Raw genomic sequence first — 15,854 nt, forward strand, 5'->3', positions numbered from 1 at the left:
TTTATGATAGGCACTTTTTCGACGATTGGTTTCATAAACACGTTGACCACTATCTGGAAAGTAAACCGTTGAGTAGATTCGTTTCCCGTTCTTATCTTGAACCTGAGAAACACTTCCTCGTTTGATTTCACGACTGATGGTTGAGCGATGACGCCCAAGCAGACGAGCAATCTCAGAGGGGTTCTTGCCCATCTTGAGATAGGCGCTGATTTCTCCNCGTTCAGAGGCTGAAAGGTGTGAATACGAAGATTTTTTGGTAGAATGATTAGTGGACATGTTCATCTGCTTTCTATACTGAGTTGGGGAATTCTAGTATATCAGACGAACATGTCTTTTTTGTTGCACTTCATTTTACAACGCGGGATTAAATATTAATTGTCGAACAAGTGCTGATTTTCCTTGACTAGAAAAAATGTTATAATAGACGCATGGCAAAATCTAAAAAAACAAAAAAAGGACGAACGACTCGTCGTCCAACTAAAGCAGAAATAGAAAAACAAAAAGCACTAAGACGTCTTATTTTGGCTGTTATCACAATAGTCGTCTTTTTCTTCGCCATTACTCGGCTAGGAATTTTTGGGGTAACAGCCTATAATGTCATGCGATTTTTTGTGGGGAGTCTGGCGTACCTTCTTATGTTTGCTGTTTTGATTTACATTATAGGTTTTAAATGGCTTCATAAACAAGAAGGGCTAGTTGGTGGATTTGTTATTACCATGATAGGTCTTTTGATTGAGTGGCATGCCTATCTTTTCTCCATGATGGATTATCGGGACAAGGAAGTTTTCACAACAACAAGCAAACTTATTTTTGATGATTTGATCACTTTTAAAGTCAATCATTTTGTTGGCGGTGGTATGCTTGGAGCGGTTTTATATAAACCAGTAGCTTTTCTTTTTTCAAATGTCGGTTCTTTTATGATTGGCGGTCTCTTCTTGATTTTGGGTCTTTTTCTCATGAGTTCTTGGGATGTTTATGATGTGACTGGCTTCTTAAAGATCTTAGGAGGAAAAATAGCTGCGCGGCATGAATTGAAGAAACAAGAACGCTTTGTCAAACGTGAAGAGAAAAAAGCGCTTGAAGAACAGGCGCGATTGGAAAAAGAAGCTCAGGAAGTAGAGGAAAGTTTGGCAGATATGTCAATTGATCCAGAAACAGGAGAGATCTATGAAGATATTCCCATAAAAGAGTCTGACTATGATTACTTTCCACAAGAAACAGAGGTCGAACCTGAAATCATCTCCTATAATGCTAATCACTCAGATGACGATTTTCTCAACTATTTGGACGAAGCGAGTTTATTTGATAAAGAAGAACCTTTGCAGACAGAACAAGTTGATCAAGAGGACTTTGAAGATAATCTAACTGTTGATTTCACGCCTAAGGCTCCTCTCCTTTATAAGTTACCTTCTATTGATTTGTTTGCTCCAGATAAGCCTAAGAATCAATCTAAGGAAAAGAATCTGGTTCGTCGAAATATCAAGGTTTTGGAAGATACTTTCAAGAGTTTTGGCATAGATGTCAAGGTCGAACGCGCAGAGATTGGTCCTTCGGTAACTAAGTATGAAGTTAAGCCAGCTGTTGGTGTTCGGGTCAATCGTATTTCTAATCTAGCTGACGACTTAGCCTTAGCCTTGGCTGCAAAAGATGTTCGTATTGAGGCTCCAATTCCTGGGAAATCTCTAGTTGGTATTGAAGTTCCAAACTCAGAGATAGCCACCGTTTCTTTCCGAGAACTTTGGGAGCAATCTAATACAAGTTCTGATAAGCTTTTGGAAGTTCCACTTGGTAAGGCTGTAAATGGAAGTGCTCGTAGTTTTGATTTGGCGCGTATGCCACATTTACTGGTCGCAGGTTCAACGGGCTCTGGGAAATCTGTGGCTGTTAATGGCATTATTGCCAGTATTTTGATGAAGGCTAAACCCGATCAAGTCAAATTTATGATGATTGATCCTAAAATGGTTGAATTGTCCGTCTATAACGATATTCCACATTTGTTGATACCCGTGGTAACTAATCCTCGAAAAGCAGCCAAAGCACTGCAAAAAGTTGTTGATGAGATGGAAAATCGTTATGAACTTTTCAGCAAGGTTGGTGTTCGCAATATTGCAGGTTACAATGCTAAAGTGGAAGAATGGAACGCCTCCTCTCAGGAAAAACAGATTCCGCTTCCTTTGATTGTTGTGATTGTTGATGAGTTGGCTGATTTGATGATGGTTGCCAGCAAAGAAGTAGAAGATGCCATTATCCGTTTGGGACAAAAGGCACGTGCGGCAGGTATCCATATGATTCTTGCTACCCAACGGCCATCCGTTGATGTTATCAGTGGTCTTATTAAGGCAAATGTGCCTTCTCGTGTAGCCTTTGCTGTTTCTTCAGGGACAGATAGCCGTACCATCCTTGATGAAAATGGTGCAGAGAAGTTACTTGGTAGAGGTGATATGCTCTTTAAGCCTATAGATGAGAATCACCCTGTTCGTCTTCAAGGTTCCTTCATTTCTGATGATGATGTTGAGCGGATTGTGACTTTTATAAAAGAACAAGCTGATGCGGACTATGATCATAGCTTTGATCCTGGTGAAGTGTCTGATAATGATTCAGCAGCTGGTAGTGAAAGTGGAGCAGCTGAAGGAGATCCACTTTTTGAGGAAGCTAGGGCTCTGGTCTTGGAAACTCAGAAAGCTAGCGCTTCAATGCTACAACGCCGTTTGTCTGTTGGTTTCAACAGAGCCACACGTCTTATGGAAGAATTAGAAGAAGCAGGAGTAATTGGTCCTGCCGAAGGAACGAAACCGCGTAAAGTTTTGCAAACAAATCAATAATCTTTAATCAGTAAAATCAGTAAAATGTCTAAGAGGTAAAGCTTGTAGCTTTCTTCTTAGGCTTTTTTATTTAACATTATTAAAAAAATAAAGATAATCTGTTGTTTGCATCTTCTTTTCGAGTTCTTGTTGAAGTTAGACTTACCATACGAATCTAAAAGAGGTAGTATTTCAAGGAAAAACCGTCTCTTTCCTGATAGATACAAAGAGAAAGATTTGCTATTGAGTGGAGTCCATAGCTGTCTTAACAAAAATCATTATCAATATAAATTAGAATTATTACAAATAGTCAGAAAATTACAAAAACAATAAAACTTGTGCTATAATAATGTTTAATCTTGTAAGATTCAATGATGATAGATAGCAATGAAGTAACCGAATTATCATAAAAATGAGGGAGTAAGGAGTTATTTTTATCTATTAGACTTAGAACCTGCATTCACAGTTCAGCACTTCCATCTAAGGATAATTTTTCAGCTACTCATTGTCAGTTTTTTTCAAAATACAGTCAGTATTCTCTCAAAAAACTGCCTTAATTAGCGAAAAACTATTTCTTATATAAAAGCACCTCACTTGTGAATACAGGTTCTTAATTGCAAAGTAAAACTAATTCCGAATACAAGGAATTTATACTCTATGAACATTAAATAGGTACTTATTAACTCAGATTGATGAATTTCAATTTCATCTATTTTTGATTTTTATTGGGTATTGGCAAGGTAATTATTATCAAGAGGGAGACATCATGGCTGAAGAAACTTCAACTAATCGGATATCTCGTGAACGCCGTAGGGGTTTGTTAGCACGTTTGAAATCTGAAATCGGTCCACATAAACGAGATTTATATATTGCTGCATTTTTTGCATGGATTCAATTTTCTATGCGAATCTTATCTTTTTTTCTCATTGCCAAAAATATTGAGGCAATTTACCTTGGAAAGGCTATATCTGTTTGGTATTTGGTCGGGCAATTGTTGCTATTGGCGCTTGTTGGTTTCCTCGCTGCCCTAGTGGCTAAAAACTACCAAGGATCCGCTTCTCAATTTGCCAGAAATAATCTGAAAAGGAGATTTTTTGCAGCTTTTCAAGGTCAAGGTGGAGATTTTGGAAAGGAAACTTCGGTGGCTGATGTGATGACCGTTGCTTCTCAGGGGATTGATAGTCTGGACACTTATTTTCATCATTATTTGATGACCTCACTTCGTACCTACCTTAACTGCGCTACTATCCTTTTGCTAGTCGTTTGGATTTATCCGATAGGAGGAGTAATTTTTCTTGCTTGTTTGCCTCTGATTCCCATCTCTATTATTTCGATGCAAAAGCGTTCTAAGCGGATTATGAATCACTATTGGGGAACTTATATGGATGTCGGAAATCTATTTATGGACGATCTTAAGGGGATGAACACCTTATATACTTATGATGCTGACGAACGCTATGAGAAAAGCTTCGTTCAGCGTGCAGAGGAATTTCGTCAATCAACGATGCAATTACTCTATTTTCAGTTACAGTCAGTTGGTTATATGAACGGAGTAATGTATCTTGGTGTAGGGCTTTCTGGATTTGCAGCTGCAGTATCCCTAGCCTCAGGGAATCTTGATATCCTCAATATGATCTTTTTTGTTTTAATAGCTGCAGAATTTTTCACTCCTATTCGTGAAATGGGGTATGGAATGCATCTTGTTATGATGAATACTAAAATGGCAGATCGTATTTATACATTTTTGGATAGTGTAGAAATAGAAAGTGACAAGGAAATACTCTCCCCAATCACTAGCCAAATTTCAACCCTCACTTTTGAAGATGTGTCATTTTCATATGGGAAAAGTCAGATTTTTTCAAAATTGAATTTTACTATTTCAAAAGGAAGTATTTTTGCGATTGCAGGAGAAAGTGGTCTAGGAAAATCTACCCTTGCTAAGTTAATTCAAAAGCAGCTAAGGATTAATGAGGGTGAAATATACTTTAATCAAACTCCATTGTCAGCTTTCTCATCTGACAGTGTCCGTCAAAATGTTATGTATGTTTCACCAGATTCCTATCTTTTTAATCAGAGCATTTATGAAAATCTTCTTTTAGGAGCAGATTTGTCTGAGAAAGAAGTTTTGACTTGGCTTAAACAACATCACTTTTTGACCTTTATTGATCAGTTGCCGGAAGGGATTCATACTATTGTTGGTGAAAATGGTAATTTACTGTCACCTGGTCAACGCCAACAGATCATTTGTGCAAGAGCCTTGCTTGCCAATCGCTCGATCTATATTTTTGATGAAATGACCTCTAGTGTAGATGGCGAGAGTGAATCAGTTATTTTTAACTACATCACACTAATGGCAGATCGTGCTATTGTTATTTTTATTTCGCATAAAACAAAGCAAGTGGTAAAAGCAGATCAGGTTCTCTTTATTGATCGTCAGCATAATATTACACTTGCATCTCCAAAGGAACTACTCCAAAAAAATAGTGAGTTTAAGTCCTTGGTGGAAACTCAGAAAGAATTGGAGAGTATTTTGCATGGATAATAAAATAAAAACAGTGAGTGTTATCAAGCGTTTGGTGAAGCTTGTTAAGCACTTGTGGATGTACTATATTGGAGCGATTGGTGGTGCTGTTCTTGGCTTTATCACGACTTTACTCATTCCAGCTACTTTGATTGACTTGGCTTGGCAAGGGCTAGACGGACACAGGCCTTCTCTCCGAACTCTTCTTCTCTTGTTGATTTTGGGGATTTCAAGAGGACTTTTTCGTTATCTAGAACATTATTTTGGTCACTATGTCGCATTTAAAACACTTTATGAATTACGTTGCATGGTGTTTTCAAAGCTACGTCGTCTGGCACCAACAAAGTTAGACCAACAAGACAGCGGACGTCTTTTAAAGATGATTGGTGAGGATATTGAAGCTATGGAAGTTTTTTTTGCACATACTGTTCCTCCTGTTTTGACAGCTACTATTGTAACACTTCTTTTATCAGGATATTATGTGATAGTATCGCCCTATATTGCATTAACTGCGCTCTTATCCTATTTTATTCTAGCAATTATACTCCCAAGATTTTCTAGTCAGCGTTTGCAACCTTTATTAGCTAAACAGACTAAAGTACGGAAGGCCTATATCTCATTATTTTTAGACAGTTTAAAGGGTATGAAAGAGTTGTTACAGTTTGGTCAGACTAAATCACGCTTATCTCAGTTAGAAAAGCAAAGTAAAACCGTTAATGCGTGTGAAAAGGAAGTGGCTAGTTTACAGTATTTTCAATCAGCTTTGTCCTTTTTAATGATTGGTTTATCAATTATTGTTGTTGCAGCAATTGCACTTCATGGAGCACAGCAAGGGACATTTAGCCTCTCAGCAGCAACAAAAGTTATCATTATTTTTTCAACATCTTTTGCTCCATATCTAGAATTGAGCAGATTACCACTAGGATTTAAGCGAGCAATGGGGGCTTCAAGGGAAGTTTTAACATTACTAGATGAAAAAGAAGTTGCTAGAACTGGGCAGGCATTTGATGAGAATATTTCTTCAATTACTCTTGATAAGGTTGGTTTTTCCTACAGCAACCGAGAACAGATGATTTTAGAAAATCTGTCTGCTACCTTTGAAAATCATAAAATCATTGGTATTATGGGGGAATCTGGTGTTGGGAAATCAACTTTAATGAAATTGATTATGCGTTGGTATGACAATACAATGGGAACGATTTGGATCAATGAGAAAAAGATTTCGGATCTATCAGCACGTGATATTCAAAAAAGAATAGCCTATATTCCACAAATTCCACAAATTTTCAATCAAAGTATTCGTGATAATTTAACTCTAAGTAATCCAGATATTACAGATGAAATGATTTTGGAGGCTGCTGAGAAATGTCGCATTAAAGACATTATTTTATCAACAGAGCAAGGGCTAGATACAGTACTTAATAATGAGCAGAAGATTTTTTCAGCAGGGGAGCTGCAACGCCTTGAATTAACAAGGGCACTTTTGAAAAAAGCAGATTGTTATATTTTTGATGAGCCAACCAGCAATCTTGATTCTTTAAATGAGGCTTCTTTGCTACAGGTTATTAGAGAACAGTGCAATGGGTATGTATTTTTACTTTCACACCGTGAAAGCACTCTTGCCTGCAGCGATTTGATTTATAAGGTAGATGATAAAACATTGAAGCTTATCTGAGATGCTAGTTGCACTGAAGTGATATTTCGGATAGGTTAAGTTATGTTATCATGATTTAATCGGAGTATTTTCTCTTACTTTTAAAGGAAATTTTATAGATTAGGAGATATGTTAGTGAAAACGAAAGATATTATTATTACAGGTGTTTATGCCGCAATGTATTTTATTTTTGTTTGTCTGGGAACTTTGGTAAGTGTCCTGGTAGAGCATAATGCTAATATGAAGTATGCACCAGCTTTTACAGCACTTTTTGCGGGTACTGTTTACATGTTATTGATTGCAAAAACAAAAAAATTTGGCAATATATCTCTGCTAGCAGCAGTGATGTCACTATTCTTTTTCTTATCAGGTCATTTTGTATTATCGTTTCTACCAAGCCTCATTTGTGGTGTGGCAGCAGATTTGATTGCTAAAATTGGTAACTATGAAAAGAAGCTGCTAAATTTGCTGTCATATGTCGTTTTTTCATTCGGAAATTTAGCCCCGATAATGATGATGTGGGTTGTTAGGGAAGCCTATATCAATCGTTTAGTAGCTCGTGGTAAAAGTGAAACCTATATTAGTGAAGTAATGATTGATTTTAATTTGGGGAATGTTGCTTGGTTGAGCCTTTGTATAGTTCTTGGTGCTTTAATTGGGGGTCTTTTTGGACAATATATGTTAAAAAAACATTTTTCAAAGGCCGGTTTGGTAAAATGAGATATTATCATAGTGATATGCGAACAAAGATTTTAACTCTGCTTTGCGTTAACATGTTACTATTGGCTCATATTCCAATTCACTATGAGAGTATTTTGGTAGTTTTCCTTTGTTTCTGCTTATTTCTTGAGGGAGATCGAAAAAGGGCAGTGACTTATCTGATGCTATTTAGTTTTCTTGTTTTTGTTGAAGAATTTCTCGTTGTGCTTAATCAAGACGTTTCTTATATCAATTTATTGGCTGTTGGCAGTCGTTCCTTGCTGCCTTGTTTTATCGTGGGAAGCAGTATATTGAGAAGTTCTGTTCATGAGTTTATCACATGTATGCGAACTTGGCATATTCCGGAAAGTCTTTTGTTGGCTGTTGCAGTTCTGATGAGGTTTTTACCACTGATAAAACAAGATTATAGATCTATTAGAACTGCTTTGAAATTAAGGGGGCTCTATTTGACACCCCTTGATTTGCTTAAGCGTCCCTTAGCTTATTTTGAGCATTTAGTTATTCCGTTGTTAATGTCGATGACTCGAACTGCGCAGGAATTGACAATTGCCAGTTTGACGAAATCAGCTGGAAATTCTGGTGCAAAAACTTCTTACATTACTTATCGTTTTGGAAGGTTTGATTATTTCATCTTGATATTCTTATTAGGCCTATCCTTGAGTTATTTTCTTGGAGGTGTCAGATGATTAGGGTTAGCAATCTTATTTTTAGATACACTTCCTTGCCAGAACCGAGTTTGCGTATTTCAGATTTATCCATTCCAGAAGGAGAATGTCTGGTACTTTGCGGTAAAAGTGGTAGTGGAAAAACAAGCTTTACACGTTTATTAAATGGCCTTATTCCAGAATATTTCGAGGGTGAATACAGTGGAGACATTAACATATTTGGTCTGGTGCCAGGGAGAGACTCAATAGAAACATTTTCAAAACTAACCTCCACTGTCTTTCAAAATCCAGCCAGTCAATTTTTTTATCGAAAAACAGAGCAGGAATTAGCCTTTCCTTGTGAAAATCAAGGACTACCTTCCCAAAGCATTTGCGAACGTCTGAACGAAACGGCTGCATTTTTCCACCTTCAAAGTCTGATGGATCAAGATTTATTATCAGCCTCTGGGGGAGAACAGCAGCGAATTGCCTTGGCTAGCAGCCAGATGCAGAGTCCGAAATTGTTGATACTGGATGAACCCACTGCCAATTTAGATGCTGAAGGGGTGAAAATGGTTAGAAACTATCTATCCAAGCTAAAAGCACAGGGGGTTACTATTGTTATTGCAGAGCATCGTTTAGATTATCTGGAAAATCTAGGTGATCGTTACCTTTATTTTGAAAAAGGGGAAATAGCTCATTGTTGGAGTCAAGAGGAATGGTTGGACTTGACAAATGAAGATAGAAAGAAATTTGGTCTGCGGGGCTTACATCTGGAATTGAAACAATTTTATGAAGAAGACAGCTGTTTGTTAGGGTTAAGCACCAAAAGATTGCAGCTAAGAAATAATAAAGTTAACTTAGGTCAGATAGCAGATTTACATTTTCCTAAAAATTGTATTACAGCGTTAGTTGGGCCAAATGGAATCGGAAAATCAACCTTGGCAAAAATATTATCTGGAATAGAGACCAGTGACGGGGATGTCAACTTTGGTAAAAAAATATTGTCGCCATCGGAGCGCTTGAAACAGTCGGCTTATGTTATGCAAAATGTTCGCTTGCAGCTATTTTCGGACAGTGTTCGTAAAGAAATACTGCTTGGTAACAGCAAGACTGCAGATTTTAAGCAAGTGGTAGAACAACTGGGATTAAGTCAGCTTCTCGACCGTCACCCAATCTCTCTTTCTGGAGGAGAACAGCAACGCGTCATTATTGCCAATGCCTTGCTTTCAAACAAAAAGATAATTATTTTCGATGAACCAACCAGTGGTTTAGACTATGAGCAAATGTTATCTTTTAGTAAATTGCTACAAGAACTAAAAAGTCCAGAACGCGTTATAATTGTTATTACCCATGATTTAGAGCTAATTAACGAAGCCTGTCAGCAAATTCGATTTATTCGCAAAGTCCCCTAAAAAATGTTTATCATCACTGTGTTTCAAAAGTAGATGATAGCAAAAGTTGAAAGAAAAAATCCAGAACAATCCTGTCCAAGATAAAAAAAGCTCAGCCCCTCCCACCGAAAATCAAAAAATGGGAAGGAACTGAGTTCGAGATGATATCAAGGTAATGTGAAAAATATTGTTCTGATTTTTGAAAAGGATAAATTTCAGAGTAATTAGCACAGATACATTATTACTGATGTTTAAGTAGTCATAATAAATGCTAGCAAGACTAAATAGAAAATGAATGTGAGAATAAAACCTATTCGCCAAAAAAGTTTTCCAAAGCGTTTATAGGAAAAATGTTTGCTTCTTTTTAGCAAAAAAACAGCTAGTATCATGGCAAGTAGTGACATCACAATCAAATAGTAAGGAAGCCAGCTGTGCGTGAAAAATTTGTCAGAAACAATGACAATTTCCCAGAGAAAAAGCGGTAAAGAGAGATCTGGAAATTTTAGACCAAAACGCTCTAACCTAAAAATTTGAGTAACAATATTAGCAAAAATAGGAGTTAACAGGACAAAAGCCAGTGCAATCAACTTATACATCATCATGATTCTATTTTATACTGAAATGCTCCAGTTAGCAACTTTTTCATAAAAAAAGATACAAAAGACTTGCTTTCTTGCAGGATTGAGGTATAATAGACAAGTATGCTAAAGAGCATATCTGTGGGAGGTAAAAATCTTTAATTACCGTAAAAACCACAACAGGAGGATTTTATATCATGGCTAAAAAAGTCGAAAAAGTCGTAAAACTTCAAATTCCTGCCGGTAAAGCTACTCCAGCTCCACCAGTCGGACCAGCTCTTGGTCAAGCAGGAATTAACATCATGGGATTCACAAAAGAGTTTAATGCTCGTACAGCTGATCAAGCTGGTATGATTATCCCAGTTGTTATCTCTGTGTATGAAGACAAATCATTTGATTTTGTAACAAAAACACCACCAGCTGCTGTTCTTTTGAAAAAAGCTGCAGGTGTTGAAAAAGGATCAGGCACACCTAACAAAACTAAAGTTGCAACAGTTACTCGTGCGCAAGTACAACAAATTGCTGAAACTAAAATGCCAGATTTAAACGCTGCAAACGTTGAGTCTGCAATGCGTATGATTGAAGGTACTGCTCGTTCTATGGGATTCACTGTTGTTGACTAATCAATAACACCCCAAGACCCGCATGACCTCATCTTTGATGAGTGACGTGGGAGATTTTAAATCAAATCGATATGACCACACTACAAGGAGAAAATTAAAATGGCTAAAAAAAGCAAACAAATGCGTGCTGCGCTTGAAAAAATCGATCGCACAAAAGCATACAGCGTTGAAGAAGCTGTAGCGCTTGCAAAAGAAACTAACTTCGCAAAATTTGATGCATCTGTAGAAGTTGCATACAACCTTAACATTGACGTTCGTAAAGCTGACCAACAAATCCGTGGAGCGATGGTATTGCCAAACGGAACTGGTAAAACTCAACGTGTTCTTGTATTTGCCCGTGGTGCTAAAGCTGAAGAAGCTAAAGCAGCTGGTGCAGACTTTGTTGGTGAAGATGACCTTGTCGCTAAAATCAACGGTGGATGGCTTGACTTTGATGTTGTTATTGCGACACCTGATATGATGGCTATCGTTGGACGTCTTGGACGTGTCCTTGGGCCACGTAACCTTATGCCAAACCCTAAAACTGGTACTGTAACTATGGATGTAGCTAAAGCAGTTGAAGAGTCTAAAGGTGGCAAAATCACTTACCGTGCTGATAAAGCAGGTAACGTTCAAGCACTTATTGGTAAGGTATCATTTGATGCAGATAAACTTGTTGAAAACTTCAAGGCTTTCAATGATGTTATGGTGAAATCTAAACCAGCTACTTCAAAAGGTACTTACATGACTAACGTATCTATTACAACAACACAAGGCGTTGGTATCAAAGTAGATCCAAATTCACTTTAATCAATAAATAAAATCCATTTCCTCAGGAGATGGATTTTTTAGATATTTTACTAGGTAAAAGCCTTATTTTATGATAAAATAGTAAGGACTAAAAAAGGAGTAATTCATCGTGAAACCTAAATATCAACGTATTTTAATCAAATTGTCTGGTGAAGCTTTAGCAGGTGTCAAGGGTGTAGGTATCGACCTTCCTACGGTTCAAACTATTGCTAAAGAAATTGCTGAAGTCCATGATTCAGGTGTGCAGATTGCCCTTGTTATTGGTGGTGGTAATCTTTGGCGCGGCGAACCTGCAGCTTCGGCAGGTATGGATCGTGTTCAGGCAGATTACACAGGCATGCTGGGAACTGTCATGAATGCTCTTGTTATGGCTGACAGTCTTCAGCAATATGGTGTTGATACTCGTGTTCAGACGGCTATTCCAATGCAAAATGTAGCTGAGCCGTATATTCGAGGGCGCGCCCTTCGTCATCTTGAAAAACATCGTATTGTAATTTTTGGTGCTGGTATTGGATCACCATACTTTTCGACTGATACCACTGCCGCTCTTCGTGCTGCTGAAATTGAAGCAGATGCTATCCTTATGGCGAAAAATGGTGTTGATGGTGTTTACAATGCCGACCCTAAAAAAGATGCTAATGCAGTCAAATTTGACGAATTGACCCATGTAGAAGTTATTAAACGTGGTCTCAAAATTATGGATGCAACAGCTTCAACACTATCAATGGATAATGATATTGATCTCGTTGTCTTCAATATGAATGAAGCAGGTAATATCAAGCGTGTTGTCTTTGGTGAAAATATTGGAACAACGGTTTCAAACAAAGTAGAACACCTTTAAGAAAACCTTCACTATTAACTAAATCAAGAAACATTAAGGAGAATTCTTTACTCATGGCTAACGCTATTATCGAAAAAGCAAACGAACGTTTTGCACATTCCCATCAATCATTGGCTCGTGAATTTGCTTCAATTCGTGCAGGACGTGCTAATGCTTCACTTTTAGATCGTATCCAAGTTGACTATTACGGTGCGCCAACTCCACTTAATCAATTGGCTTCAATTACTGTTCCTGAAGCACGTGTGCTTCTGATTTCACCATTTGATAAGTCTTCAATCAAGGATATTGAACGTGCAATCAATGAGTCAGACTTAGGTATCAACCCTGCAAATGACGGCTCAGTGATTCGCTTGGTTATCCCGGCTCTCACAGAGGAAACTCGTAAAGACTTGGCTAAAGAAGTGAAAAAAGTGGGTGAAAATGCAAAGATTGCTATCCGCAATATTCGCAAAGACGCTATGAATGAAGCGAAAAAACAAGAAAAGGACAAAGAAATCACTGAAGATGAATTGAAAACTCTTGAAAAAGAGATTCAAAAAGCTACAGATGATGCTGTTAAGAAGATTGATAGTATGACGGCTGAAAAAGAAAAGGAATTGCTCACTGTCTGAGTGAGACAATGAGGTATTGGAAAATAGTCCAATATTGCTTTTCCAAGGTTCGTGCTACCATTTCTATACAGTGGTCAATTGGGGGATTTATTCAGGTTTCACCCTCTGAATTTGGGAGACACTGTTGCGAACAGAGTTGGTTACATATTTTCACTCTCAACCTATCTCCAAGTCATTTTGAGCGATGTGGGGATGAGAGTAAGGTGATTCAGTGGACTATTTTGGTTCCAACCTGTAAATATGGGAGTGAGGGGAACTCTTTTCATTTATTGAGTTTTCTCCTGCTTCCTTTTTTAATGGCTATGTACTCAATATGATCGCTAATCCTAGTCTACAAAAATCTAGTTTTATTTATTTGATAGCGATAAAATATTCAATTTCAAAAAGACAGATTTTCTGTAGAAAGTCTGTATCTAACATCATTTTGATTGAATACAAGAATGGAAAGAAAAATTATGAATCATTTACTTGCAAGGGTCATAACAGGCATGGTGACCGATGAAAACGAAAAAAACTATTTTGTCCAAAAAGATGGGACTACCTTCGCTCTTGATAAATCGGAAGGCTTACATCATATTGGTGACATGGTCTCAGGATTTGCCTATACCGATACGCTTCAAAAAGCTCGTCTGACGACAAAAGAAATCGCGGCAACCAGAACGACTTATGGTTGGGGAGTTGTGACAGAGGTTCGACGAGATTTGGGTATCTTTTTGGATATTGGACTTGAAGATAAGCAGTTTGTTATATCCCTTGATGTTCTTCCAGAATTAAAGGAATTATGGCCTAAAAAAGGTGACAAACTTTATGTTCGCCTAGAAGTGGATAAAAAAGACCGTATTTGGGCTCTACCTGCTGATCAGGAAGTCTTTCAAAAAATGGCGGGGCCAGCTTACAATAATATGCAAAATCAAACCTGGCCAGCTATTGTTTACCGATTAAAATTATCTGGAACTTTCGTGTATCTTCCTGAAAATAATATGCTCGGTTTTATTCATCCAAGTGAACGTTTTGCAGAGCCACGTTTGGGTGAGGTTGTTAAGGCGCGTGTCATTGGTTTCCGTGAGGTTGACCGCACCCTAAATCTCTCCCTCAGACCACGTTCTTTTGAAATGTTGGAAAATGATGCTCAAATGATTTTGACCTACCTTGAGGCTAATGGAGGTTTCATGACCCTTAATGACAAGTCCTCCCCAGAGGATATCAAGGAAACCTTCGGCATTTCTAAGGGTCAATTCAAAAAGGCTCTAGGTGGACTCATGAAGGCTAAGAAAATCAAGCAGGACGAACTGGGAACAGAATTAATTGATTAAGTTTTGGGATGGAGGCTAGTCAGTAATGATTTTATGCTTGCATGTGACCTTGGTTGGGCTTCTGATGAGTTTACTGTTCAATGTGGCAATCGCTAGACTTTGGTTGGCTTATCCACGGGCTGTGGTTTCCATGTTGCCTAAGCAAGTACAGCAGGTTACTCCCAAACCTGACTTGCTTCAGCGCAAAAAGATGAGAAAGTGGCTGTTTTGGATTTATCTATTAACTTTTGGTTTAGGCTTGGGGACGACGGTTTATCTACCTGTTAGGGGCTTTTGGCCGTTATTTATGACCGGTTATTGGCAGCTGTTTTTGGTTAATGTGGGGGATCTGATAGGCCTGGACTGGTTTTTTCGTCAAAAAATGATGGTTCGCCTGATGATTCCGGGAACAGAGGACTGTACAGACTGGCATACCAGAAACTGGATGTTGCATTTCGGACTCCCAGAACACCTCTTCTTATGGCCTTTGCTGGTTTGTCCAATAGCGGGTTTGCTTTATCAAGTGATAAATCTGTTATAGCTTTTTGAAAAATCAATTGATATTAAAATCTCAGACAAACTGGGATTTTTTTGCTACAATATAAAAAACAATTTGGATAAAAAGGGGAAATCATGGAACGTGCTATTTTTGCTGGAGGTTGTTTTTGGTGTATGGTGCAGCCTTTTGAAGAGCAAGAAGGAATTTTATCTGTTCGTTCAGGCTATACGGGTGGGCATGTCCCAAATCCGACGTATGAAGAGGTGTGCTCAAAAACAACAGGACACACTGAAGCTGTTGAGATTATTTTTGATGAGTCAAAGATTTCTTTTGCAGATTTGGTTGAAATTTATTGGGCACAAACAGATCCGACAGATGCTTTTGGCCAGTTTGAAGACAGGGGAGATAATTATCGCCCTGTAATCTTTTACTTTAATGAGCAGCAGCGGGAAATAGCAGAGCATTCCAAGGCTAATCTACAGGCTTCAGGCCGTTTTGATCAACCTATCGTAACAAACATTGAGCCTTCCCAACCTTTCTATGAAGCAGAGTCCTATCATCAAGGTTTCTATAGGACAAATCCCGAACGTTATGCTCAGAGCTCAGCTATTCGCCACCAATTTTTGGACGAGAATTGGCACTAAGCTTTTTAGAAAGATGCTATGCCAATTAAAATTATCTACTAAAATGAAAGTCACAAGGAATTGACGGCGTCTCTGATAGTCAACTTTCGGGTTCATTTGCGAGCTTTGAAAAATTGATTGCTTGCTCCTGATTTTTATGAGGGACGTGAGGAGTTTTGAGATTTTTTAGAGAAAGATTTTCCCGTTTACGGTATCTTTGTCGGAGGTGGACTTAATAGGGTACTTGGTTTGTGAGGCAGAGAA

General features: G+C 38.0%; 15 protein-coding genes. 13 read left to right on the forward strand and 2 right to left on the reverse strand.

The window, feature by feature from the left end; genetic code table 11:
• Positions 1–276 (reverse strand): helix-turn-helix domain-containing protein (locus A3I7_RS0109995; RefSeq protein WP_018376626.1); only part of this gene is annotated, 276 nt, incomplete at its 3' end.
• Between the two features lie 152 nt (positions 277–428).
• On the opposite strand from A3I7_RS0109995, the gene A3I7_RS0110000 reads away from it, so the two are divergent.
• The 6 genes from A3I7_RS0110000 (at position 429) to A3I7_RS0110025 (ending at position 9,755) form a co-directional block, all read left to right on the forward strand.
• Positions 429–2,822 carry a DNA translocase FtsK gene (locus A3I7_RS0110000; RefSeq protein WP_018376627.1) on the forward strand — a complete coding sequence of 798 codons (2,394 nt, stop codon included), beginning with the start codon at positions 429–431 and terminating at the stop codon, positions 2,820–2,822.
• A gap of 745 nt (positions 2,823–3,567) precedes the next feature.
• Positions 3,568–5,343: an ABC transporter ATP-binding protein/permease gene (locus A3I7_RS0110005; protein WP_018376628.1), complete on the forward strand. Its 1,776-nt coding sequence runs from the start codon at positions 3,568–3,570 to the stop codon at positions 5,341–5,343.
• Positions 5,336–6,997, forward strand: coding sequence for an amino acid ABC transporter ATP-binding/permease protein (locus A3I7_RS0110010; RefSeq protein ID WP_018376629.1), 1,662 nt, complete (start codon positions 5,336–5,338; stop codon positions 6,995–6,997). Before A3I7_RS0110005 ends, A3I7_RS0110010 begins: the two co-directional genes overlap by 8 nt.
• Before the next feature lie 108 nt (positions 6,998–7,105).
• The gene (locus A3I7_RS0110015; protein WP_033418743.1) at positions 7,106–7,696 is read left to right on the forward strand and encodes an MptD family putative ECF transporter S component; all 591 of its coding nucleotides are present in this window, start codon (positions 7,106–7,108) and stop codon (positions 7,694–7,696) included.
• A 17-nt stretch (positions 7,697–7,713) separates the two neighbouring features.
• Positions 7,714–8,382 (forward strand): energy-coupling factor transporter transmembrane component T, encoded by a 669-nt coding sequence (locus A3I7_RS0110020; protein ID WP_245538858.1) that lies wholly within the window; start codon positions 7,714–7,716, stop codon positions 8,380–8,382.
• On the forward strand, positions 8,379–9,755 hold the full coding sequence (locus A3I7_RS0110025) for an ABC transporter ATP-binding protein (protein WP_018376632.1): 1,377 nt from the start codon (positions 8,379–8,381) through the stop codon (positions 9,753–9,755). Before A3I7_RS0110020 ends, A3I7_RS0110025 begins: the two co-directional genes overlap by 4 nt.
• 230 nt (positions 9,756–9,985) lie before the next feature.
• Here A3I7_RS0110025 and A3I7_RS0110030 read toward each other — a convergent pair whose 3' ends face one another.
• On the reverse strand, positions 9,986–10,336 hold the full coding sequence (locus tag A3I7_RS0110030; protein WP_026217224.1) for a DUF3397 domain-containing protein: 351 nt from the start codon (positions 10,334–10,336) through the stop codon (positions 9,986–9,988).
• A gap of 173 nt (positions 10,337–10,509) precedes the next feature.
• On the opposite strand from A3I7_RS0110030, the gene rplK reads away from it, so the two are divergent.
• The 7 genes from rplK to msrA all read left to right on the forward strand — a co-directional run bounded on the left by rplK (position 10,510) and on the right by msrA (position 15,611).
• Positions 10,510–10,935: a 50S ribosomal protein L11 gene (rplK, locus tag A3I7_RS0110035; protein WP_018376634.1), complete on the forward strand. Its 426-nt coding sequence runs from the start codon at positions 10,510–10,512 to the stop codon at positions 10,933–10,935.
• A gap of 99 nt (positions 10,936–11,034) precedes the next feature.
• Positions 11,035–11,724: a 50S ribosomal protein L1 gene (rplA, locus tag A3I7_RS0110040; RefSeq protein ID WP_018376635.1), complete on the forward strand. Its 690-nt coding sequence runs from the start codon at positions 11,035–11,037 to the stop codon at positions 11,722–11,724.
• 109 nt (positions 11,725–11,833) lie between these two features.
• The gene (gene pyrH, locus A3I7_RS0110045) at positions 11,834–12,565 is read left to right on the forward strand and encodes a UMP kinase (RefSeq protein WP_018376636.1); all 732 of its coding nucleotides are present in this window, start codon (positions 11,834–11,836) and stop codon (positions 12,563–12,565) included.
• Between the two features lie 53 nt (positions 12,566–12,618).
• Positions 12,619–13,176, forward strand: a complete 558-nt coding sequence (gene frr, locus A3I7_RS0110050; protein ID WP_018376637.1) for a ribosome recycling factor — start codon at positions 12,619–12,621, stop codon at positions 13,174–13,176.
• A 455-nt stretch (positions 13,177–13,631) separates the two neighbouring features.
• Positions 13,632–14,489, forward strand: coding sequence for a CvfB family protein (locus A3I7_RS0110055; RefSeq protein ID WP_018376638.1), 858 nt, complete (start codon positions 13,632–13,634; stop codon positions 14,487–14,489).
• Between the two features lie 25 nt (positions 14,490–14,514).
• Complete coding sequence (locus A3I7_RS0110060; RefSeq protein WP_018376639.1) at positions 14,515–15,009, forward strand: hypothetical protein; 495 nt, start codon at positions 14,515–14,517, stop codon at positions 15,007–15,009.
• Positions 15,010–15,101: 92 nt separating this feature from the next.
• Complete coding sequence (gene msrA / locus A3I7_RS0110065; RefSeq protein WP_018376640.1) at positions 15,102–15,611, forward strand: peptide-methionine (S)-S-oxide reductase MsrA; 510 nt, start codon at positions 15,102–15,104, stop codon at positions 15,609–15,611.
• Positions 15,612–15,854: the final 243 nt, after the last annotated feature.

Origin of the sequence: Streptococcus orisratti DSM 15617, assembly GCF_000380105.1 — a bacterium.
In the GTDB taxonomy this organism is placed as follows: domain Bacteria; phylum Bacillota; class Bacilli; order Lactobacillales; family Streptococcaceae; genus Streptococcus; species Streptococcus orisratti.

Coding starts and splice junctions, on each gene's coding strand:
- A3I7_RS0110015 (WP_033418743.1), top strand. CDS start 7,106: ATGTTAGTGAAAACGAAAGATATTATTATTACAGGTGTTTATGCCGCA.
- msrA (WP_018376640.1), top strand. CDS start 15,102: ATGGAACGTGCTATTTTTGCTGGAGGTTGTTTTTGGTGTATGGTGCAG.
- A3I7_RS0110005 (WP_018376628.1), top strand. CDS start 3,568: ATGGCTGAAGAAACTTCAACTAATCGGATATCTCGTGAACGCCGTAGG.
- A3I7_RS0110030 (WP_026217224.1), bottom strand. CDS start 10,336: ATGATGATGTATAAGTTGATTGCACTGGCTTTTGTCCTGTTAACTCCT.
- rplK (WP_018376634.1), top strand. CDS start 10,510: ATGGCTAAAAAAGTCGAAAAAGTCGTAAAACTTCAAATTCCTGCCGGT.
- A3I7_RS0110020 (WP_245538858.1), top strand. CDS start 7,714: ATGCGAACAAAGATTTTAACTCTGCTTTGCGTTAACATGTTACTATTG.
- A3I7_RS0110000 (WP_018376627.1), top strand. CDS start 429: ATGGCAAAATCTAAAAAAACAAAAAAAGGACGAACGACTCGTCGTCCA.
- rplA (WP_018376635.1), top strand. CDS start 11,035: ATGGCTAAAAAAAGCAAACAAATGCGTGCTGCGCTTGAAAAAATCGAT.
- A3I7_RS0110025 (WP_018376632.1), top strand. CDS start 8,379: ATGATTAGGGTTAGCAATCTTATTTTTAGATACACTTCCTTGCCAGAA.
- A3I7_RS0110060 (WP_018376639.1), top strand. CDS start 14,515: ATGATTTTATGCTTGCATGTGACCTTGGTTGGGCTTCTGATGAGTTTA.
- frr (WP_018376637.1), top strand. CDS start 12,619: ATGGCTAACGCTATTATCGAAAAAGCAAACGAACGTTTTGCACATTCC.
- A3I7_RS0110010 (WP_018376629.1), top strand. CDS start 5,336: ATGGATAATAAAATAAAAACAGTGAGTGTTATCAAGCGTTTGGTGAAG.
- A3I7_RS0110055 (WP_018376638.1), top strand. CDS start 13,632: ATGAATCATTTACTTGCAAGGGTCATAACAGGCATGGTGACCGATGAA.